A 22,481-nucleotide genomic window follows, 5' to 3' on the forward strand; every position below is an offset into this window, starting at 1 on the left:
ACTGGGGATCAATGCGATCATTCGTAGGAAAAGACCCTATTATTGCAAGAAAGAACCCTACGTCATTCCTGGCAATCATCTGAACTAGGAGTTTAAGGCTGACCAGCCGAATAAGAAGTAGGTAATAGACATCACTTACCTAATGTTCAATGGACTGAGACTCTACCCTTCCGCGATTCAGCATCTTTTTAACAACGTAATTGTTGCCTAACAGATCAGCCGCAGAAACGATTTGAGCCTGGTGTTAGTTACGGTGAAAAAGGCAAGGAAGCGACAAGATGCTCGAGGTGTTATACTACATAGCGACCAAGGATTTCAACCTCTCGCCAATATACCAACCTGCTCAAGCGATACGGAATACAGGTGTCCCGAAAAGGGAACTGCTGGGACAAGGCATGTATAGAGAACTTCTTCAGCAATTTTAAAACCGAGTGTTTCTATCTCCATTCCTTCCATTCAGCTCAACAGGTGGAGCATGCTGTTCAAAAGTATATCCATTTCTACAACCATGAACGCTTTCAAGAGAAACTAAACAACCTGACTCCTTTTCAGGCTGCTTAATTATTGCTTTTTGATAGCTGTCTACTTGACAGGGGTCACTTCATGATTGTGGATGCTTCTTAATTTACTTAGATCAGATAGTGACTTGACCTTCTTCGGTTTTTTATTTTCCAACTTACCACCGTGGAGAATGATTTCGAATTCCCGGTTTCTGTTCTTGGCCTTCATGAGCGCTCTAATCGTTGGAATGGTCATATTAGGCCGTTCTGAATCAGAAATACCATTACTCACGCATAAAGCCCAAAGTTCTACCCAGTCTATTTTCCGATCATTCTCAGGAACCTCTTGCTCTTCTTCGTCGTAGGCTCATAATCTTCATCAGGTGGAAACAACTCCTTATAGAAATCGTTCTAAGAGGCCATCCAACTCCTTAATGCCCTCTTTGTCTACATTCTCGTATACTTCCTCCGTCAGTCCTTCTACCCACACAAGGTTAAAGGCTTCCTTATGCAATGCTCAACTTTAGGCCAATCGACCTCGGCCCGTTCTTCTGTAGCTTCCCATTTTTCGCGACTAAACAAAAAAGAAAATTTATATTGATTGCCGCTCATGAGTTGTCGTACCTGACGGATCAAAGCAATAGTTCCGATTTGTCACAATAAAAAAGAAGGTAGGAAAAGTTTCCTTACCTTCTTAGCATTCATATTTCTATGTCTGAATAATATAAATTTACAATGTTATCCAGTTTAACTTTGAAAATAGGCTTTGGAGTAGTGGTAGTGTTTAATGGATCTTATTACTGCCACTACATTCTCTTGCCATGCTACACAATTGCGTCTGCTTAATATGAGTGGAATTAGACAAACTGACGATGGAAATCGTACAGTCTTTTCTAAGGCGGCTACATATGATGTTCTATATATCATTAAGAATGGCTTAAACAGTCAACTTTAATATAGTAAGAGTGGTATTGGTAAAGTTATGAAGTTGGGCTGGGGTTGCATTTGCATTTACCAATTGAATAGTTGTAGGAACGACCCCTACAGTAATAATGACTTCTGCCGAAATTGGTCCGCCACCGTTACCCGTGAAGGGAACAGGGGTAACAGGGATTCCATTTACGGTAAGGTTAAAGTCAGCATCACCTTGGTTATGAATTGTAAAATTTATTAGATAGCTCCCCGTTTCGTTGATTGTTATCGTTGTAGATGGAGGAGTGAAAGTAAATGCACCACCAACATTAGCTAAAACTCCAGTAAAGGTAATTGGTGAGTTACCCGGAACTGTGTCAGTTCCCGTGCCAGGATCTGCTCGGAAAACACTTAAGAAGTCTGTTATACCGGCGCCTGCAGGTCCCGCTGCCCCCGTTGCTCCTGCTGGTCCTACCGCTCCTGCTGGCCCTACTGCTCCTGCCGGTCCCACTGGTCCTGCTGGCCCTACTGCTCCTGCTGGTCCTGTTGGTCCGGGAATTCCTTGAAAACCTTGTAGCCCTTGCTGGCCTTGAGCACCTGGAACTCCCTGTGGACCCGGCAGTCCCTGAGGTCCTTGAGGTCCTTGAGGTCCTTGAGGTCCTTGAGGTCCTTGAGGTCCTCGGATCCCTTTAACAATAACTTTCGGTAACACTTTGACTTTTTTAACTACACATCTTCTAAATTTTCTCCGATGCATATTCTTTTGCCAACAATAATGTCGAAACATAATTAATGATCACCTCCAAAGTCTAGTCAAATTAGTTTATTGTGCAATTAACCAAAAAGATTGGGCTGTTGACTTCATCCAGGAAAAATAGGCATAGGTCTGACCCTATCGTGTTAGATTATACAGCTCTTTTTTCTGATGCTTAATATTCAGTTCAATCAACCGATCCAGATCCTACACTGTCTGCCTCTTTATATTTCCAGCTTGCAAATTCTTTACCCAAAAAGGGAGATGAGATAATGACTAGATTGTTAGATGCTCGAACATCTCAAAACGCAAGTTACGGTAATACAATCTCTATTCCCTTGCCAGCCAATACACCCGTTGCCATTGCTGAGCTTGGCTTAGATGTAACGGGCGCAGGGGAAAACATACGTGTACAATTATCAGGGATAGCTGAGCTTGCATTTCCTACCCCTCCACCATTTGACTCCGTTATTTCTTTTTCCATTGTTAGAGGCAATTTCGATTCGCTTGTTGCTTACGCCCTTTACTCTGTAAGTGTCTCCGAAGCAAACCCAAATGCTGTACAGGTCGTCACAATAAATGCTTCCGATTACAATATCCCTCTACCACCATCAAATGAATTGGTGTATACCTTATATCTATTTTGCACAGCGGATGCTACCCGAATAGGAATAGAAAGTTTTAATGCTGTTGCCTACTCAGATTAAAATTGCACCATCACATGGAGGGCAAAGCCCTCTTATTTTTCTTCTATCGGTCCTTGAGGGGACGATACTTTCCATCTGTCGTTCTTTTTTGGTATAGTTTACTTAAAGGGGCTGATCAAATGGGATTTATGTTTATTTTTATTGCGATTATTTTTTTCTCGCTTGGTATTTTAAGTAAACGAAATCCCACTTGGGGATGGCGTGCAAACGAAGCCTGGAAGATCAAAGGTGACTCTGAACCAAGTGATGCTTACATTGATGACATGAAATTTAGAGGTTCTGTTTCGATACTCTTTGGGTTCTTCTTTTTAACATGTGGACTTTTAGTTATATTCCTGTAAGTTATACTATCTGTTTTCAATCCTCAAAATACCCTTATCCAAAAGGCACTTTCTGTTTAGCTGAAGCTCCTAAAATATCATTTAGCATATTTTCAAAAACAGAAATCTGTCTCTTATCCATAGCTTCCTGTCACTCTCGAGAGTGAATGGTTTAGAAGAGCCAGTATACCCGAGTGTAGTCACTTCGTTTTCTAAGACTTTCAAGACATCCAACACATATTTTGCATTCAACGTTAGTTTGAAATTTTTTCCCTTGAAAGCGATTGGCGTTATGCTTTCTGTTCGGGCAAACGCATATATAAAATCATGCGGTATTGCTACTTGAAGCTAGGGCTACAATGAAGTATGTACAGGAGTGGCTTGGACATGGTAGCATCCAAATAACAGCCGACGTTTATGCACACATCTCCAAAAAAATAGAGATGAATAGCATGGAGAACTATGAGTCTGTTACTGAAAATTTATCCTGATAATAAAAATTTTGGGAGGGCAATTAGGGGGCAATTATAAATCAACTTAATATTTTTTTACCTACCACAAACAAAAAAATCCCTCAACGCTTAGAGCGCCAAGGGATTTCCCATTTTAGTAAAGAGTCAGATATTGATCGCGTTCCCACTGGTGAACCTGTGTTCTGTACATATCCCATTCAATTTCCTTAAGCTCATAGAAGTAGGCTAGAGCATGGTCGCCCAGTGCGTCAGAGATAACTTCGCTCCGAATAAGCTCAGACAAAGCTTCTTTCAAGTCGGCAGGCAGACTTGGAATGCCTTCTTCAATCCGCTCTTCCTCAGACATCACGTAAATGTTACGATCAATCGGAGCTGGCAGAGCCAACTGACGTTTGATACCATCCAAACCGGCTCTCAGCATCACTGCCAAGGCTAAATAAGGATTCGCTGCCGGGTCAGGGTTACGAACTTCGACGCGAGTGCTCAGACCACGAGATGCGGGAATCCGAATCATTGGACTGCGATTGCTTGCAGACCAAGCCACATAACAAGGCGCTTCATAACCTGGTACGAGACGTTTGTAGGAATTTACCGTTGGATTCGTGATCGCTGCCATTGCACGTGCATGTTTAAGAATACCAGCCATATAGTGGCGGGCCGTCTGGCTTAATCCGAGTTCGTCCGTTTCATCATAAAATACGTTTTCATTGTCCTTAAACAACGATTGATTGCAGTGCATACCGGAGCCATTTACACCAAACAAAGGTTTTGGCATAAAGGTAGCATGCAAACCATGCTGACGAGCAATCGTCTTAACAACGAGCTTGAACGTTTGAATCTGGTCGGCAGCTTTAATTGCATCTGCATATTTAAAGTCAATCTCATGCTGACCAGGTGCAACTTCATGATGAGATGCTTCAATTTCGAAGCCCATCTCTTCAAGCTTAAGTACAATTTCACGACGGCAGTTTTCACCCAGATCCATCGGAGCCAGGTCAAAATACCCGCCTTGGTCATTCAGTTCTGTAGTCGGCTCGCCTTTTTCATCCGTTTTGAATAAGAAGAATTCAGGCTCTGGTCCGACATTCATCGAAGTATATCCCAACTCTTCTGCTTCCTTAAGTACACGTTTCAAGATGCCCCGCGGGTCACCTGCAAACGGAACTCCGTCCGGCTTGTAAATATCACAGATCAAACGAGCTACACGATCCGAGGTTACCCAAGGGAATACAACCCAAGTGTCCAAATCCGGATATAAATACATATCAGATTCTTCAATACGCACATAACCTTCTATGGAAGATCCGTCAAACATCATTTTATTATCCAATGCTTTTTCCAGTTGACTAACCGGAATTTCAACGTTCTTAATAGTGCCCAGCAAATCTGTAAATTGCAAACGAATAAAACGAACATTTTCTTCTTTCGCAATCCGAAGGATATCTTCTCTGCTATAACTCACTCTAACCTCTCCCTTTCTGTAACGACTATATACGAATCGGTTGTTCTATAAATTACTTAAATGATGAGACCGGATTTTAAAGTAAAGCGACCTTATGCCAAGAGGTAAGTCAAAGCATTATCTCTTATTGAAGAACCGTGATAATTCGCCTTGGATTAGGGACACCTGTCCTGGTCTTTTGCCTGCAACAAGTTGTTGTTTCAGCAAGCGGTGAAGCTGAGTATCGGACATTTCACGGCGTTTGACTTCCGTATCTGCAGTAATAACCGTAGCTTCCTCCGATTCCTTGGTAACCGGATTCATGACTTGTTTAATTCCCGCAATGTTAACACCCTTCTCGATCAACGCCTTAATTTCAAGCAGACGCTCTACGTCATTAAAAGAAAAAAGACGTTGGTTTCCCGATGTACGGGCAGGAACTATCAAGTTATGCTGTTCATAATAACGAATCTGACGTGCTGACAAGTCCGTTAGCTTCATGACAATACCTATTGGAAATAAGGCCATATTTCTGCGAATTTCGTCGCCCATTTGTCATCAACCTTCCAGTGATCTATTATTCACCTTATTGTACATTTAGCTGATGCAAAGTGTCAATGACATGTTAGAAATACTCACAATAATTTACGTTCTTTCATCGTTTGCAGAGCCATAAGCACTCCAAATTTAACATGAGAGTAGGTTAAGCCCCCTTGCATGTAACCAATATAAGGCTCACGAATCGGAGCATCTGCGGATAGTTCCAAACTTCCCCCTTGTATGAACGTACCTGCTGCCATGATAACTGGATGCTCATAACCCGGCATATCCCACGGCTCTGGCACCACATGGCTATCCACGGCAGCCGCACGCTGAATGCCCTGTACAAAAGCAATTAGATGCTCTGGTCCGCTAAAAGAAATAGCCTGAATCAAATCCGTACGCTCTTCATGCCAGGCAGGTTTGGTCTCAAATCCCATTTCCTCAAAGACCGCAGCTGCGAATACACTCCCTTTAACCGCTTGCCCAACCAGTGTTGGGGCAAGGAATAGCCCCTGAAATATGCCTCGTGTAGTACCTAACATGGCACCTACTTCTCCACCGATTCCAGGTGCAGTTAATCGGTAGGATGCCAGCTCTACATACTTTTGTTTGCCGCAGATATATCCACCCGTTTCTGCAATGCCACCACCGGGATTTTTAATCAACGAACCTGCCATCAAATCGACACCGACCTGAGTAGGTTCCAGCTTCTCGGTAAATTCACCGTAGCAATTGTCAACAAAGACGATGACGTCAGGTTTTATTTCCTTCACACGTGCTGTCATTTCTTCAATATCTGCTACACTAAACGAAGCTCTCCAATCATAACCGCGTGAACGCTGAATACCGATCACTTTGGTATTGGCATGGATAGCAGCCTTCACCGCTTTCCAGTCCACTTTACCTTCCGCTGTCAGTGCGGTTTCTCCATAAGTAACGCCAAAATCCTGCAATGATCCTGTTCCGTCGCCGGGCTTCCCAATCACTTTGTGGAGGGTATCATAAGGTCTCCCAGTAATGTACAACAGTTCATCCCCTGGACGCAGCACACCAAATAAAGCAGTGGCAATTGTATGAGTGCCCGAGGCAAAATGCGGACGCACCAACGCTGCCTCCGCACCGAACACATCCGCATAGACTTCCTCCAGCACCTCACGCCCCCGGTCATTGTAAGCATATCCCGTAGAACCCGCAAAATGAAAATCGCTCACTTGCTTCCGCTGGAATGCCTGAATAACCTTCCACTGATTTGAATCTACAATATGATCTATGTGCTGTATACGTTCTTGTATTTTATGTTCTGCCGTTTCCTGAATTTGCTGAATTTCTGGACTAAAAACTACCATTTACCTTCTTGACCCTCTCTCTTACGCAGCCTTAGGCTATTCATGTTATATTATTGTTCGCTTTGAACGATGAGCATTATCATTTTATTGACCCAAATACATCATTAGATGTTAACCTTCTGTGAACTCGCTGAGCGCATGACCATACTTTTCGTACTCGCCTCTTTGAATTTCAACCTCATAAATGACATCATTGCCATCATACTCTGTCAGCAGTACATCTCCGATTCGATAAAGCACCGAGGTTAAGTCTCCACGTTCCGCAGGAATGCGGAATCTCAGCGTATCACCGCTCAGATGCTCTTGAATCAGTTCACGAATGCGCAGCAAATCCCCTTCATCAAAAGCGCTAATTTTCAAATAGCCCTCCCCAGAAGGAAGCATTTCCAGTTGCTCAGAGGTACAGGCATCTTTTTTGTTAAATAATACGATCTGAGGCTTGTCCGCAGCCCCTAGCTGTTGCAAGATCGTCTCTACAACTTTCATCTGTTCGTCTCGCATATCCGATGAAGCGTCCACGACATGCAAAATAAGATGAGCCTCATTCGCCTCCTCCAAAGTAGCACGGAAGGAAGCAACCAAATCATGAGGAAGATTTTGGATAAAACCAACCGTATCCGTAAGAATAACTTCTTTTCCACTCGGTAGCTCCATTGTTCTGGAGGTAGGATCCAGCGTCGCAAACAGTTGATTCTCAATATATACATCGGCTGCTGTCAGTTGCTTCAACAGCGTCGATTTGCCCGCATTGGTATAGCCAACAAGTGCAACCTGAACAATGCCGCTTTTTTGTCTGCGCTCCCTGTGCAAATATCGGTGACGGGTCACTTCCTCCAGTTGGCGTTTCAGATCACTGATTCGGTCACGAATATGACGACGGTCTGTCTCCAGCTTGCTTTCACCAGGACCACGTGTTCCGATTCCGCCACCGAGACGCGAGAGATTTTTGCCATGTCCAGACAAACGGGGGAGTAAATATGACAACTGCGCCAGTTCAACCTGAATAATACCTTCCCGTGTTTTTGCACGTTGAGCAAAAATGTCCAGAATCAACTGTGTCCGGTCAATAATTTTGAGATCCAGACTTTCTTCCAGATTCCGTACTTGAGCCCCCGAGAGCTCCTGATCAAAAATAGCTGTATTCGCTCCCAATTCTTCAGCAACTGCACGCAATTCCTCTACTTTTCCTTTGCCAATAAACCATTTTGAATCCTTGGCTTCCTTATTCTGTGTCAGGACGCTCAGTACTTCAACTCCCGCTGTCTCAGCCAGTTTCACCAGCTCATCCAACGAGTATTCCGTATTGATGCCAGATCGTTTGACTTCATCCGTAATTAGACTGACCAGTACCGCCTTGTCCTGCATTTCGGTTTGTGTATCATGAGTGGAGTTCGCCATATTGTTTGCTCCTTTATTTTCATCTCAACTCTCGAACAGAGACCGACCTGATGTCCAGGCCGGCCCCCGTTCGATGTCATACAATTCGATGTGATTCAGATTCCTATTATCGCCTATCTTTTGTCCATTTTCAAATCCTCTGGACGCAGCGTCATCAATTCCTGCTTGCCGGGTTGCCCGCTCCTGTACTGATTGAGCAACCTGACAGCTTGGTGCCGAATCGCTTTTTCAATCACGTTACGAACATATCGTGCATTACTAAATGCATGAAGACTGTCATTACGCTCGTTTAGCAAATGCTCCTTCATTTTGAGTATGGACTGAGGCATGAGAATATAATCCCGCTCCTTGGCCATCAGCTCGGAAATTTGGATGAGCTGATCCACAGTATAATCAGGAAAATCCAACTGGATTGGAAAGCGAGAAGGAAGACCAGGATTCGTTCGTAAAAAAAAGTCCATTTCCCCCGAGTATCCAGCGAGAATCAAAATAAATTGATTTTTTTGGTCTTCCATGGATTTTACCAAGGTATCAATCGCTTCTTTTCCAAAATCCTTTTCCCCTCCGCGTGCCAAACTGTAAGCCTCATCAATGAACAACACGCCGCCAAGAGATTTCTTTACCAGATCTCGCGTTTTTTGTGCCGTGTGGCCAATATACTCACCGACCAGATCAGCCCTCTCCACCTCAATCAGATGCCCCTTGCTCAGTACCCCCATTTTTTGCAGCATTTTAGCGATAATTCGGGCTACTGTCGTTTTCCCCGTACCTGGATTTCCTTTGAAAATCATGTGATATACGTGTGCATTGCTCAACAGTCCCGCATCCGTGCGCATATGGGCGATTTGCAAAAAGGCATATACCTCAAATACCAGGTCTTTGATGTTATCCAAGCCGACGAGATGATCGAGTTCTTTCTGAATTTCCTGATAAAGACTGAGATACTGCGGTAGCGCCTGTGACTTGGTTGAAGCCACTGCTTCCGTCTCGTCCACAGTCACCGAAGCTATCGGCTCCGGGCTACGCAGCACGACATTAATTTGTCTGGAAGGTCTCTCCTCCGACCGCTTGCCCGCGGCGATTCCCCGTCCGTTCATGCATCCATCACCTCAACATTTCTTCAGGCACAGCTTACCCTATTAATGTATTCGGTCTGGCATGTCCTTATTAGCATAAAAGCAACGGGAACGTGCACAAAGCCTTTTGTTTAATTCAGACAACCCAAGTTTGAGCGCTGATCCACCACCGTTGTAGCGTCCATTTAGCGTATGCCAATACTTCTCTTGATTGGTGAATTGGCATATTCAGCACTTTAGATTCCGTCAGAGCCATCTGAGGATGATCAAACTTCAAGAATTGAGCAATCTCCATCGCCCGAGGGCCATGATAGCTATGTGTAATGATCACGGTGGAGGTCCATCCATATTCCTTCATGATGCGCTGGCTATAGAGCAGATTTTCGTAAGTACTGGTCGCATGGTTTTCCAACACAATATGCTGTAAAGGAACCCCTCTATCTACCAAATAGCGTTGCATGCCCTCAGCCTCTGTATACGGAAAATCTGGTTTATCCAGTCCCCCACTTACAATTAGACGCTGTACCGTCCCGTTGCGGTATAAGCGCAAGGCTTCTTCCAGCCTTTCCTTCAATCCGGGGCTGGGCTCAGCTCCCCACATAGAAGCACCTAGTACGATACCAATTTGCACTTGCTGGAGCGGAGTGGTAGAGGCGGCCGTATTCATGTTCCACACTCGGATACCTGCCCATACCAATCCGACCAAAATGAAAATCATCAAACAAAGTACAAGACGCTTGGATACCATAAATATTTTCTTAAGGCGACTCTGCCTGCTTTTCAACTCAGAACGTTTGGGCCCAGTATTTTTAATCCACTGCAAAACTTTCACCGTTCTCTCTTGAAATCACCGTTGTGAAACCATTCTGCCCGGTGTTTCAGCGACATTTTAAAATAGGGGAACACGTGGGCATCTATCTGATGTAACACATCAGCCGCCGTACGATTAGCCAATTCTGCCTCTTGGTTTGAGATATGCCCCCGTTGTAACGCCTCCTCCAATTCATCCTCATCCACTAGAAAGATTTCACCGTTTTTAAGCACCACAACATCCAAATACAAATCGTCAAACCAAGGGACTCCTTGATCGGTCACACCCTGATTTCGGCAGGTATCAATGTACCATTCAACGATTTGCTCCCGGTTGTCAAACATAGCAGTCACCACATAGTGCTCACCTTTTGGATAATATTGCAGCCAGGAATATCCTTTATCGGCTATGCAAAACGTATGACCACCGTAACTTTTCCATAACGGCTCCTTGAGACTCAAAATTGTATACAGGGTCACATATCCTGTAAACGCGTCACTTTCTACATACCGGCAAGCAAACTTGCGATTGGTGATTCTGCGCCAGTTGGCCCGGTCTCCGAATTTGCGCTTCATAAATGATGTTCCTCTCCAACATTGGTAAAACCAGCTTACCATATTTAAACTGTACACTCAAAAATAACCCCTGTATTACAGCAAAAAAGGTATTTTCAGACTGTCAAAACAGTCCGAAAATACCTTTGATTTGAAGCCAATATCATCTTACATAAAACATATTTGCTAATCCCGGTTGTGACGTCCACGATTGGAGTTTGAATGACCGTTGGATTTGCTTTCCTGACTTCCATCCATAATAGCACCTGTGGTAGATGCATCTGTATTTTCTGGATTGGTCATAGTATTTTCATCAGTTATACCTGAATCCGGCGTAGTCGTCTGACCATTCCCCGTATTTGTATCGTTTCCGTTCCCAAAATTGTCGTTACTGTTGCCTGTGCCTCCAGTACCATTTCCATTGTTACCTCCAGGAGACGTTGGAACTTGGTCAGAACCAGTACCGTTATCAGTACCTCCAGGAGTCGTATTCCCCTGGTCTGTGCCGTCCTGACCCTCTATATTCTCGCCATTATCCGGTACAGTTCCATCCTGATTAGGATCATTTCCTAGCTGCGGATCTATCGGAGTAGTCTCTGTCGGAATTTCTACACTAATCGTATTCGAAGCTGCGGATTCTTTACCATCCGCTCCATAAGCTACGACATAGTATTGATACGTTTTTCCAGCTACAGGAGACGTATCTTCGCCACTCGTGCCTCTCATCGCCTCCATAATCGTCCTGAAGCTTCCTTCGGAAGACTCTTTACGATAAACACGGTATTGTACATTGTCTCCCTCTGCCGCATTCCAAGACAACGATACAATTTGGGTGTCCTGACTATAAGACCCGCTCAGCCCGCTTGGAGCGGTAGCCTTAACCGGCTCTTCTGGCTTCTGCTCTACTGGTGGTTCATATCCCTTCGGCTCGCTGAATTGCGTAACCGGATGCCCCTTGAGAGCTTCACCCATGACCCTTCCGAAAAAGGCTGCCGACTGCCCACTATAGTTTCTGAGCATATGTTTACTGTCCGGCTTATCATAACCCATCCATACTGCTCCGGTATATTCCGGTGTATAACCGACAAACCAGATGTCCCGGTTACCACTGTTACCGCTAATTCCACTTTGGGTCGTACCCGTTTTACCAGCTACAGGCCAGTCAATACGTGCTTTGCGACCTGTACCGCTATTGACTACATTTTGCATCATTTGTGTCATTTCATAAGCCGTTTTTTCACTCATTACAGATTTAGTTTCCTCTTCATGAGTATAAACAACTTGATCATCACTATTGTTAATTTGCTTAATAGAATAAGCTTTTTGGAATTGTCCTTTATTAGCAAAAGCGCTGTACGCCTGCGCCATTTCAAGGGTATTCGTTCCTTTGCTTAATCCACCCAATGCGATAGCAAGTGAGTGATCATTTTTGTCCATCGGAATGCCTACGCTCTCGGCAAATTGAACCCCTTTTTCCACACCGATTTGGTTCAGCAACCATACAGGCGGAATATTTTCAGACTTCGTAATGGCGTCGAGCATGCTGATGGTCGACGAGTAACCATGCAAGTTTTTCGGACTGTATCCGTTAAAACTCTGGCGTTCGTTACTCAAAGGGGTATCCATCGTAAACTTACCAGATTCAAGAGCTGGCGCATAGGCTACAATCGGCTTAAAGGCCGATCCTGGCTGTCTGCGGCTCTGTGTCGCACGATTGAAGGTTCCCTTTTTGTAATCCCGTCCGGGTGCCATCGCGGCAATTCCACCTGTCTGGTTGTTAATAATGACCATCGAGGCTTGAACAGGCTGATCGTCAGGACTTTTTTCGAACATGTCATCATCTGCCATCGCCTGATCTAGCGCATTTTGAGCCTGGGCATCCATTGTGGTATGAATTTTGTAACCGCCAATAATCAGATCATTGCCGCTAACTCCTGGCAGTGCATCCTCTGCCTCATCCATGACGTATTCCATAAAATTTTGATACTTTTGAACTTTTTCCGGTTGTTTGTAATCGTAATTTACAGCTTTGGCCTCTTCCATCTCTTGCTTCCCAATCATCCCTTGCTCAAACATCAGCTGGAGAACCACCGCACGCCGTGCCTTCGAGTTCTCCGGATTACTTATTGGATTATACTTGGATGGCCCTTTCGGAATAGCTGCCAGTGTAGCGACCTGCCACAACTTTAAGTCATTTAAATTTGTCACTCCAAAATAGCCTTCCGATGCTGCTTTAATACCGGAATATGAACGTCCAAACCAAATCCGGTTCAGATATAGCGTAATAATTTGATCTTTATTCAAATTTCGCTCCAAGGCCATTGCAATGGATACCTCAGTCGCTTTACGGAAAAAGGTTTTGTCACGTGTCAAAAACAAGTTTTTGGCCAGCTGCTGAGTCAGCGTACTGCCGCCCTCCACTGCCGAACGAGCTATAATATCCTTAACAGCCGCCCGACCGATAGACCAAATATCAACACCCTGATGCTCATAAAACCGTTTATCCTCTGTTGCCACAAAAGCTTTTTTCAGCAGATCTGGTATTTCTTCACTTTTAACAGGATCGCTTTTTTGCACAGACAACTCACCCATGAGCACACCGTTGCGGTCATAAACCTTCGAGGTCTCGTTCACTGTAATTTTGTCTTTGTTGGCTTTGTAAATTTTTTCGCCATTGACCATGACAAATAAATATCCACCAAGTGCACAGAATATGGCTAAGGCCGCTGTAATAAATAGCGTCCACCCCACTCGCTTACCTGTTATTTTCTTTTTCTTGCCCTTCGGCTTCTCTTTAGATGTGTTTCTATTGCGATTGCCGGATCTGGACAATGAATCGTTTGGCATTCCCCTGACTCCCTTTCGCTAATAATCATATGATACCTAACATAAGCTTAAAGCTTGCTGTCGGCAGCATGAAAGTAAACGGAATGAAAAGAACAACCCTGATCAGGTTGCTCCCGGTCACATTCCTATACAGTTAGACGAGACGGACGCCTGAAAAGTTTCATGAACCCGGGCGACCGTCAAGCCGTAATCAGTTATCGCTAGCGTTATCCTGTTGCTGTACAAGCGATACATTGCGTTGCGGTGTAAAGGTGGAGATGGCATGCTTGTAAATCAGCTGTTGCTTTCCATCCGAGTCGATCACAATCGTAAAATTGTCAAATGCTTTAATCGTTCCTCGCACCTGAAATCCATTGATGAGGTATACCGTTACAGGTATAGAATCCTTGCGCAATTGATTCAGAAACGTATCTTGGATATTAATGGACTTGTTCATTTTAGCCGTACCCCCAATAATCATTTGGATTGTTTTGAAGTATATTCAAGGTCTGTCCGGAACTTTCCTGCTATAATTTCGTGTATTCGGGCTGCATGAGCAGAAAAATTTCCGAAATCAGTGACATCTACCCACTGGATATCCTTCATATGGCGAAACCACGAGAGCTGTCGCTTCGCAAAATGACGCGTATCCCGTTTTAGCCAAGTCACCGCCTCTTCCAAAGACACCTCTCCCCGCAGGTAGGAGGATATCTCTTTATAGCCTAGACCTTGCATGGAGATGGCATCGCTTCGCACTCCCCGTTCCATTAAGGAGGTTACCTCAGCAACAAGCCCTTGATCGAGCATCCCGTCAATTCGGTCTTCAATACGTTTATATAGCATTTGCCTATCCATTGTCAAACCTACGATGCAGAGTTGGTAAGGAGATTCCTTTTTTTGACTGGCAAGTTGAGAGCTAAGTGTCGTTCCGCTAACATGGTAAATTTCCAGTGCCCGAACGACACGACGACGATCATTAGGATGCAGACGAAGTGCACTTTCGGGATCAACCGCCTGTAGTCGCGCATGAAGCGCGTCAGCTCCAAACTGTTCGGCATAGTCAAGCTGTTCCTGACGAAAAGCTTCGTCAGCCCCTACCTCGGAAAACTGGTATTCATAGCAGACTGATTCTACATATAAACCTGTTCCGCCTACGATAAACGGTAGCTTTCCTCTAGATTGAATATCAGGTATGAGTCGACGACAGTCTTCCTGAAATTGGGCTACTGAATATGGGTATTCAGGCTCATGAATATCAATTAAATGGTGCTTGATTCCTTCCATTTCCTGTTCGGAAATTTTGGCAGTTCCAACGTCCATATGACGGTATACCTGCATGGAATCCCCGGAAATAATTTCTGCGTCAAATTGTCGAGCCATCTCGATGCTTAGTTTCGTCTTGCCAACCGCAGTCGGGCCAACAAGAACAAGTAGTTTAGGCTTAGGTGCCACTGTCAATATCAATCACTCCGTACACAGTTTTCGTTGTGCCCCGCTGCTCCACACGGAAGCCGAGGCGGGCAAATTCCCCGCTACCCCGTTTTTCTTTTAATACAATTGTTTTTCGAGCAATCCGTTTCGCATGAACAATACTTTCCTCATTCAACGCGTCTGGATTAGCCAACCCTCTCAATGGACCAATTGCGCTGGAATCGAGCAACGGATCACGAAACATAGGGTCGAAATAAATAATATCTATACTGCGATCCGGCAAACTACGCAAATAGTCCAAATGATGACCAAAACGAACATCAATGTTGGAAAAGGCCTGATCTACTTCAGCGTTGCCGGAACGGTAATGCCTCATTCCATCCTTGATTAAAGCGTAGACGGGGAAAGAACTCTCCACAGCCGTGACTTGTCCAGAGCTTCCCGTTCCAATTGAAAATAAAAGAGAATCCGTACCAAGTCCTGCGGTGCAGTCCAGCACCGTATCACCCGGGACGATCCGGGCAGCCGTCAACATCGGGTCAGGTTCACCCTTTAATACCCGTTTGGCGCGAATGAAGCCCATACTCGGGTGAAAAACCATCGGTGGTTGTTCTGGACTAATCAGCCTCACTCCGCCCTGCACCAGAACCAACGCTTGACGGACTCTGTGAGCCACGATTAGCTTAGCTACCGATATGCCACGACGAGGAGCATACAGCACCCCTAACTCGGCTGCAAGCAGCTTCGCTCGCTCCATAACCTCAGCCGAGGGGGAATCCCCTGTCGTGACCAGTAATTCGACTTGCTTTTCCCGTAGCCTCGACTGCTCTTCTTCTTCACGGTTTTCCCGATCCTCAAACATATATATACTCCCTTACATTACTCTTTTAAACAGCTTCTCTAAATCATATGTGGAAAAGGAAACCACAATAGGTCGCCCATGAGGGCAAGTATATGGTTGTTTGCACGCTGCCAAACGCTCTAACAGAACGATAGCCTGTCGATCAGTCAGCTTCTGGTTTGCTTTAATCGAAGCCCGGCAGGAGCACATGATTGAGGCTGCTTCCCGCAGCTTAGCAAGATCAATGGCTCTTTCCTCCAGCACCCATCCGGCCATTTCCTCAATAACATCCGCTTCTTCCCCTTGGGGAAGCCAGTACGGGTAAGAGCTGACACGGAAAGTTTGACCGCCAAAATGCTCCAAATACACCCCCGCCTGCTCAAACCAGTGCAGCCTTGTTTTCAACTTTTCTGTCTCGGAAGGCGTAAAATCCAGTGTAATTGGTAGTAGCAGCTCCTGCGATACTGACTCGGGATTGCCGAATTTTTCATAATAAAATTCATAATTGACTCGTTCATGTGCGGCATGTTGATCAATTAAATACAAGCCCTGGTCGTTCTGTGCAATCAGATATGTCCCGTGGTGCTGACCGATTAAATTCAGTTCAGGAAAAGTGGGCAACTCTGGAACTTCTCTCGACACCGCTGCCAATTGCTCTGCATTCAGACGTTGCTGGCGCGGCTTCTGATCCGCGAAATGACGGGAATCCGTAGCGTGTCCTGCAATCGGCGGCACAGAAGATGAATAAGCAGCAGAAGCAGCCGTTTCCTGTATCCCTCCACTGTATAAGGAAGATGTGCCTATTGCGGAATTGTCTCCTTCGGGCGACTGTACAGTCGCTCCATCAGGGAGCAGCACGTCCCCTCTAACTTCACTCCCGTTGTTTTCTTCCACAAAATCTGCATCCAATTCCTCATCACTAATACTTTTACCAGAAAGGTTGTTTGCCCGTCCAATGGCTGAGAGGCTATCCCTGCTCGGACGTTGCTCACGCTCCTGGCTACCTCTGTTATTCTCTTCGTTCCTGTTCAAGTAATTGGATTGACGCGGTTCCTCGCTCTCCGGCGAGGTCACAGAAAGTGGCAGTGCTCCCCCCCGGTCTTTGCCGGAAGGAGCATCCCCTTCCACACCATTTCCCTTCGAGAAGTGAAACTGCTCCTGCACAAACGAGCCACTATCCTTGCCACCGATCTCGCGCTTGACTGCCTTCGGAATCAGCACTTGCTGCCCTAAGACAGCTTTTACCGAATCTTCAACCAGCTGAAACAGTTCAGCTTCTTTACTAAACCGTACCTCCAGCTTGGCTGGATGAACGTTAACATCCACCAAAGAAGGATGCATTTCCAGTTGGATCACAGCCAGCGGAAAACGATTGATCGGCAATAAGGTATGATATGCCTTGAGCAACGCCTGATTAAGCCCGTAGCTACGCACAAAACGCCCATTCACTACCGTCGAGATCGCATTCCGATTCGATCTCGTCCACTCTGGGCGGCTGACATAGCCGCTAATTCGGTAATCGAGGCTCTCTCCTTCTAGCAGCAGCATGGATTTCGCCGCAGAAGTTCCGTAAATAGCGGCAATCACCTGCAGCAAATCACCATTGCCCAGCGTTTGCAGCAATGTATTGCCATTATGCCGCAAAGTGAAGGCCACTTCCGGGTGCGATAGCGCCATTCGGTACAATACATCCGAAATGTGTCCCAGTTCTGTCTGGATTGTTTTCATATATTTCAGCCGTGCAGGTGTGTTATAAAACAGCTCCCGTACGGTAAAATCCGTCCCTTGCCTACTAGCAGCCTCCTCGTGAAGCAACAGCTTACCGCCCTCAATCACTAATTTACGGGCACGCCCGTCATCTCCGGCTGCTGTAAGCAGCTCTACTTTCGATACAGCCGCTATACTTGGCAACGCCTCTCCCCGAAAGCCGAGACTTGTGATCTGAAACAGGTCGCGACCATGTCCAATTTTGCTTGTCGCGTGCCGATAGAATGCCGTCTCCACATCCTCAGGCTCAATGCCACTTCCATTATCCGTCACCCGGATACTTTGCAGGCCGCCCTCTTCTACCCATACGTCCACCCGCGTACCGCCTGCATCAATCGCATTTTCCACCAGCTCCTTCACGACGGAGGCTGGACGTTCCACGACCTCACCGGCAGCAATCTGGTTCGCAATATGTTCATCCAGTACCCGAATTTTAGACATCCTTTTAACCTCCTCCTGCCTTCAAAGTGTGATGAAAAATAAGAATAATGTCACTTATTTTAACTACAGGCCATTGGCCTTGTTTTTAAGATCATTTAATAGCTGCATCGCCTGTAAGGGAGTCATATTCATGACATCAGCATTTTTCACCTTGCGCAAAATTTGGCGCACAATCGGATTAGTCTCTACTGCCTCTGCGTGGGGCTTGGAGGTGGCAAGCTCCTGATCACCGAAAATGGAGAGCTGTACCACTTCGGTTGCTCCTTGCACCAACGTGCTGGAATCCTCCACAGTCTGTAGAGTATCTTCTTTTACCAGGGTGGCCTGCTGTGATAAAGACTGAGCTGATGATACAGTTTCTCCGCTTTCTCGCAATGTCTGGCCTGAATTATATTCGGTCAAAGAAGAAATATCTTCCGTCCCTGAAACTGTACGAAGATCAGTCCCTTCCTTCCCTCCTACTACTATCTCGGTACCTGCCGTTACTTGAGCCGCTGCCTGTTCAAAACCATTCAGCAGTCCATTTGCTCGCTCAATAATGTTATTGGGCAAGCCTGCAAGCCGAGCACAATAAATACCATAGCTACTGCTAGCCGCTCCTGGTATGAGCTTGCGCAGGAAATTCACCTTGTCGCCGCTTTCCTGCACGGCCATAGAGTAATTTCGCAGCGAAGACAGGCCTTGCTCCAAATGCGCCAGCTCATGGAAATGCGTGGATACCAGCGCCTTACAGCCGATCGTGTCATGGACAAATTCGATAACTGCCTGTGCAATTGCCATTCCTTCACTGGTGGACGTACCTCGTCCTAGTTCATCAATAATGATCAAGCTTCGCGGAGTTGCCTTGTCCGTCATTACTTGGATATCTGCCATTTCGACCATAAACGTACTCTGCCCACCGATGAGATCATCCGCCGCGCCGATCCGTGTAAAAATGCGATCCAGCATCGGCACCTTAGCACGTGCAGCAGGGACAAAGCAGCCAATTTGAGCCATAATTGCAATAAGTGCGACCTGACGCATATACGTACTTTTCCCAGCCATGTTCGGCCCGGTGATAAGTAGAATATGCGCATCCGCTTCCTCCAACATCGTGTTGTTGGCGATAAAACCGCCATCTTTCATTACGGCTTCCACCACAGGATGGCGCCCCTGCTCCACTACGAAATCATATCCTGTAGTCAGCTCAGGTTTCACGAATCCCCGTTCCGCACTAACCGATGCCAGCGACTGATACACGTCAATTTCAGCCACTTGCTCTGCCAACTTTTGCAAACGGGGAATTTCGGCGTTCAGTTTACTGCGAAGCTCGGAGAAAAGCGTGTACTCCAGATCAACCATTTTATCCTCGGCTTCCAGAATTAGAGATTCCTTTTCCTTCAACTCTGGTGTAATATACCGTTCCGCATTTGCCAACGTCTGTTTGCGTTCATATCTACCTTCTGGTAATGAAGCCAAATTGGATTTGGTCACCTCGATATAATAACCAAATACTTTGTTGTATCCAATCTTAAGTGACCGAATGCCGGTTGCTGCACGTTCCTTGGCCTCTAGCTCAGCGATCCAACGCTTACCGTTCACACTCGCCTCGCGCAGTTCGTCCAGACGCTGATGGTAGCCTTCCTTAATAAGACCTCCATCCCTTACGGAAATCGGCGGTTCATCCGCCACCGCTTCCTCAATCAACGCACACAGGTCTGTACAGCTATCCAGCGTTTGTGCAATTCGTCTCAGCGTCTTCGAAGGAGATTCAGCGCACAGCTCGCGTAAAGAAGGAATTCGGGCCAGTGACAGCTTGAGGGCGATCAGATCACGTGCATTAGCACTACCAAAGGCGATCCGCCCAACTAGACGCTCCAGATCGTAAATCTCTTTAAGCTGAGCACGTACATCCTCTCGGAAAATAAACTGGTGGTATAGCTTGTCCACCGCCTCCAAGCGCTCCTCAATAAGACTGCTGCTCAACAACGGCTTGTCAATCCAACGACGCAACAGACGCGCTCCCATGGATGTCTCTGTGCGATCCAACAGCCACAGCAGCGAGCCTTTCTTGGAGCGTTCACGTACCGTCTCCACCAGTTCCAGATTCCGGCGGGTAAATGGATCCAGAATCATAAAATGGTTTGGCTCATATACCGAGATTTGGGTCAATTGGCCTAACGATCTTTTTTGCGTTTCATTCAAATAGGAAATCAGGCGCGATACGCACCGTCTGCGTTCCTCCGTAAGCCTTGCCCACGTGGGTTCCCCAAATTGATCGCGAACCAGATCATCCTTGGATTTGTCCCAAGCCGTATACACAACACGCCGTCCAACGGGGGACATACGGGATGTCACAAAATCGAGCAGATGACCATCCCCCAACATTTCGGAAGGCTCATAAATGTTAATTTCATCTAGTAGCCATTCTTTCGAATCAGGCACAGAGGTCACATACAATTCACCTGTTGACAAGTCGCACGCCGCAAGTGCCAGCATCCCATCCGTCTCTGTGACACATACCATGTAGTTGTTGGATTTGTCACCCAGCACCTTGCCTTCCATTACCGTACCAGGGGTCACAACGCGGACAATATCCCGCCGCACCATCCCCTTCGTAGCTGAGGCTTCCTCCATTTGCTCACAGATGGCTACCTTATAACCCTTCTCAATGAGGCGCTGTATGTAATTTTCAGCTGAATGATAAGGCACGCCGCACATCGGAATTTTTTCCGTGGCGCCACCCTCACGACCCGTAAGTGTAATTTCCAACTCCTTGGATGCAAGAATTGCATCATCGAAAAACATCTCGTAAAAATCTCCCAGACGGAAAAACAAAAATGCATCTTTAGCCTGCTCTTTTATGGATAAATACTGCTCAATCATCGGTGTATATTTGGACATACCGTTTACTAACCCCCACACTTTGTTCCGTTTAAACTTATAATTATCTCTCATTATATCAAAAATGACAGTCGATAACATGAAACCATTCCGGGTGTCGGCACTTGATTTTACGTAAGCTTCCAATACGGGCGCAAATCCCGTGATTCATCCCACTGCTTCCCCTTGCGGAGGCTGTCTAGCAATGGCGCTACATAAGCTTCATATTGCGAGTATATTTCCAGTGAAACCATATCCAAAATAAGAGGTTCCATATACTCCTTAAGCACAAATTGATTTCCTTCATAAAAGGCTCTGTGAGCCTCCTCCTCACCCAGCGGCCTACGTTGCAAACGCGGATATTGAGAAGCAATGAGAAACGCCATTCCAATCACACCTTTCGCCAGCTGTGGCGAGATAAGAAAACTGGGCAGTGTACGATATTCAAAGCCTCCATATGACTGACGGCGAAAATCACCCAAATTGCCATAATGCGGTCTGCGCCGAGCCGCACGCTTGTCTTCTAGTAGCGCCAAAGGCAGTGCCAAATAGTTATCCAGTGCCCGGAGCAAGGCACCGTTTAGCGAAACCCCGCTGAAATGCAGATGTCCGCCCAGCGGAAAACCCGGTTGCGGCATCCCCCCTGCCTGCCAGATGAGTGTGCGGTCGGCAATGCGCCGGGCTGCGGTTGCAAATGCTTGACGCAGATGCATCAGCAGACGGGCCGGATCTCCACTCGGCGCAGGACGAAGCTCAGCGACTGGATACAGTGTTCGTCCTCGACGCGTAACAGCATCGCAGCCGGCTATGCCGAGACGCCCCAAATATCTTGAGGCCGGAACGACCCGTCCCTCTGGCATACGAACCAGCACAAATTCAGGGTCCATTCCGATGAGTAGTCGATCTCTCCCTCGTTGCGCTGAAAGATTCTCACCCTCAACATCCCCTTCGCGCGCAGCAATTTCATATAGCGTGGCCAAACGTCTATCGTTTAGCCATGGCTGTGCCGAGACTTCGCGCACCTGACAGCTGCGCTCCCCCAGCGGCGTCAGTACCACCTCACCACTGTCCAAACCCAGTGTGTACAATGCACGTACAGCCAGCCGCTCCATCCGGACATAGAGCGGTGAGTGTTGATCCAGTTCAGACAGATCGTATGCGTGGACTTTGGAAGGGCCTTCGATGGCACGTCTACGAATTTCCAACACTCGCAGTTGATGGATTTGCACCGCGTAGCCTATCGCAAAATCTGCTAGGCTGCTATCCGTCCACTGAATCGCTATGCCTGAACGCTCCAGTCTACGCTTTTTTTCATCATTTGGCATCTGTCTGAAGCGTATGAGCGCCTGTCCCGGCTGCTGCATCATATTCCCCCCTACGAACCACGTACGGATTCATCCCAATTTCAACCCAAACAATAAAAAAGGAGGGCCTTTGCCCCCTGCGCAGAATCAGCCGGCGCAAAGAGTAAAGCGGCC

General features: G+C 46.4%; 19 protein-coding genes. 3 read left to right on the forward strand and 16 right to left on the reverse strand.

Translation table 11 applies throughout. The features are described 5' to 3' along the window. Window positions 1-363: 363 nt before the first annotated feature. Window positions 364-561 carry an IS3 family transposase gene (locus T3H97_RS26445; RefSeq protein ID WP_180984606.1) on the forward strand — a complete coding sequence of 66 codons (198 nt, stop codon included), beginning with the start codon at window positions 364-366 and terminating at the stop codon, window positions 559-561. An 876-nt stretch (window positions 562-1,437) separates the two neighbouring features. On the opposite strand, the gene T3H97_RS14200 is transcribed toward T3H97_RS26445, so the two are convergent. Continuing rightward, complete coding sequence (locus T3H97_RS14200; protein ID WP_328800050.1) at window positions 1,438-2,199, reverse strand: collagen-like protein; 762 nt, start codon at window positions 2,197-2,199, stop codon at window positions 1,438-1,440. A gap of 239 nt (window positions 2,200-2,438) precedes the next feature. Here T3H97_RS14200 and T3H97_RS14205 point away from each other — a divergent pair, with 239 nt between their 5' ends. Together T3H97_RS14205 and T3H97_RS14210 are read left to right on the forward strand one after the other, a co-directional pair. Then, window positions 2,439-2,873 (forward strand): hypothetical protein, encoded by a 435-nt coding sequence (locus T3H97_RS14205; protein ID WP_328800051.1) that lies wholly within the window; start codon window positions 2,439-2,441, stop codon window positions 2,871-2,873. 119 nt (window positions 2,874-2,992) lie between these two features. Further along, a complete protein-coding gene (locus tag T3H97_RS14210) occupies window positions 2,993-3,214 on the forward strand; it encodes a DUF6199 family natural product biosynthesis protein (RefSeq protein WP_328800052.1) in 222 nt (73 codons plus the stop codon). Between the two features lie 81 nt (window positions 3,215-3,295). On the opposite strand, the gene T3H97_RS14215 is transcribed toward T3H97_RS14210, so the two are convergent. The 15 genes from T3H97_RS14215 to T3H97_RS14290 form a co-directional block, all read right to left on the reverse strand. Further along, the gene (locus tag T3H97_RS14215) at window positions 3,296-3,529 is read right to left on the reverse strand and encodes a hypothetical protein (RefSeq protein ID WP_328802833.1); all 234 of its coding nucleotides are present in this window, start codon (window positions 3,527-3,529) and stop codon (window positions 3,296-3,298) included. 270 nt (window positions 3,530-3,799) lie between these two features. After that, entirely contained in the window at window positions 3,800-5,128 is a 1,329-nt protein-coding gene (gene glnA, locus T3H97_RS14225; RefSeq protein ID WP_013310575.1) for a type I glutamate--ammonia ligase, read from the reverse strand. Window positions 5,129-5,245: 117 nt separating this feature from the next. After that, the gene (locus T3H97_RS14230; RefSeq protein ID WP_007430683.1) at window positions 5,246-5,659 is read right to left on the reverse strand and encodes a MerR family transcriptional regulator; all 414 of its coding nucleotides are present in this window, start codon (window positions 5,657-5,659) and stop codon (window positions 5,246-5,248) included. A gap of 83 nt (window positions 5,660-5,742) precedes the next feature. Further along, on the reverse strand, window positions 5,743-6,996 hold the full coding sequence (locus T3H97_RS14235; protein WP_328800053.1) for a methionine gamma-lyase family protein: 1,254 nt from the start codon (window positions 6,994-6,996) through the stop codon (window positions 5,743-5,745). A 111-nt stretch (window positions 6,997-7,107) separates the two neighbouring features. Then, entirely contained in the window at window positions 7,108-8,394 is a 1,287-nt protein-coding gene (gene hflX / locus T3H97_RS14240) for a GTPase HflX (RefSeq protein WP_328800054.1), read from the reverse strand. Window positions 8,395-8,507: 113 nt separating this feature from the next. Then, window positions 8,508-9,491: an AAA family ATPase gene (locus tag T3H97_RS14245; protein ID WP_328800055.1), complete on the reverse strand. Its 984-nt coding sequence runs from the start codon at window positions 9,489-9,491 to the stop codon at window positions 8,508-8,510. A gap of 115 nt (window positions 9,492-9,606) precedes the next feature. Then, window positions 9,607-10,302 (reverse strand): YdcF family protein, encoded by a 696-nt coding sequence (locus T3H97_RS14250; RefSeq protein WP_328800056.1) that lies wholly within the window; start codon window positions 10,300-10,302, stop codon window positions 9,607-9,609. Further along, a complete protein-coding gene (locus T3H97_RS14255) occupies window positions 10,299-10,856 on the reverse strand; it encodes a ribonuclease FAU-1 family protein (protein WP_328800057.1) in 558 nt (185 codons plus the stop codon). The genes T3H97_RS14250 and T3H97_RS14255 overlap by 4 nt, the downstream gene beginning before the upstream one ends. 165 nt (window positions 10,857-11,021) lie before the next feature. Further along, on the reverse strand, window positions 11,022-13,682 hold the full coding sequence (locus T3H97_RS14260; protein ID WP_328800058.1) for a PBP1A family penicillin-binding protein: 2,661 nt from the start codon (window positions 13,680-13,682) through the stop codon (window positions 11,022-11,024). A 190-nt stretch (window positions 13,683-13,872) separates the two neighbouring features. Next, window positions 13,873-14,118, reverse strand: coding sequence for an RNA chaperone Hfq (gene hfq, locus T3H97_RS14265; RefSeq protein ID WP_023989043.1), 246 nt, complete (start codon window positions 14,116-14,118; stop codon window positions 13,873-13,875). 20 nt (window positions 14,119-14,138) lie between these two features. Continuing rightward, window positions 14,139-15,119: a tRNA (adenosine(37)-N6)-dimethylallyltransferase MiaA gene (gene miaA, locus T3H97_RS14270; protein ID WP_069289755.1), complete on the reverse strand. Its 981-nt coding sequence runs from the start codon at window positions 15,117-15,119 to the stop codon at window positions 14,139-14,141. Beyond that, complete coding sequence (locus T3H97_RS14275) at window positions 15,103-15,954, reverse strand: class I SAM-dependent methyltransferase (RefSeq protein WP_328800059.1); 852 nt, start codon at window positions 15,952-15,954, stop codon at window positions 15,103-15,105. Before T3H97_RS14275 ends, miaA begins: the two co-directional genes overlap by 17 nt. Before the next feature lie 12 nt (window positions 15,955-15,966). Next, window positions 15,967-18,141, reverse strand: a complete 2,175-nt coding sequence (gene mutL, locus T3H97_RS14280) for a DNA mismatch repair endonuclease MutL (RefSeq protein ID WP_328800060.1) — start codon at window positions 18,139-18,141, stop codon at window positions 15,967-15,969. A 63-nt stretch (window positions 18,142-18,204) separates the two neighbouring features. Next, on the reverse strand, window positions 18,205-21,024 hold the full coding sequence (gene mutS, locus T3H97_RS14285) for a DNA mismatch repair protein MutS (protein WP_328800061.1): 2,820 nt from the start codon (window positions 21,022-21,024) through the stop codon (window positions 18,205-18,207). A 110-nt stretch (window positions 21,025-21,134) separates the two neighbouring features. Next, the gene (locus T3H97_RS14290; protein ID WP_328800062.1) at window positions 21,135-22,370 is read right to left on the reverse strand and encodes a putative amidoligase domain-containing protein; all 1,236 of its coding nucleotides are present in this window, start codon (window positions 22,368-22,370) and stop codon (window positions 21,135-21,137) included. Window positions 22,371-22,481: the final 111 nt, after the last annotated feature.

It is taken from the genome of Paenibacillus sp. LX16 (assembly GCF_036252815.1).
GTDB classification, from domain to species: Bacteria; Bacillota; Bacilli; order Paenibacillales; family Paenibacillaceae; genus Paenibacillus; species Paenibacillus polymyxa_B.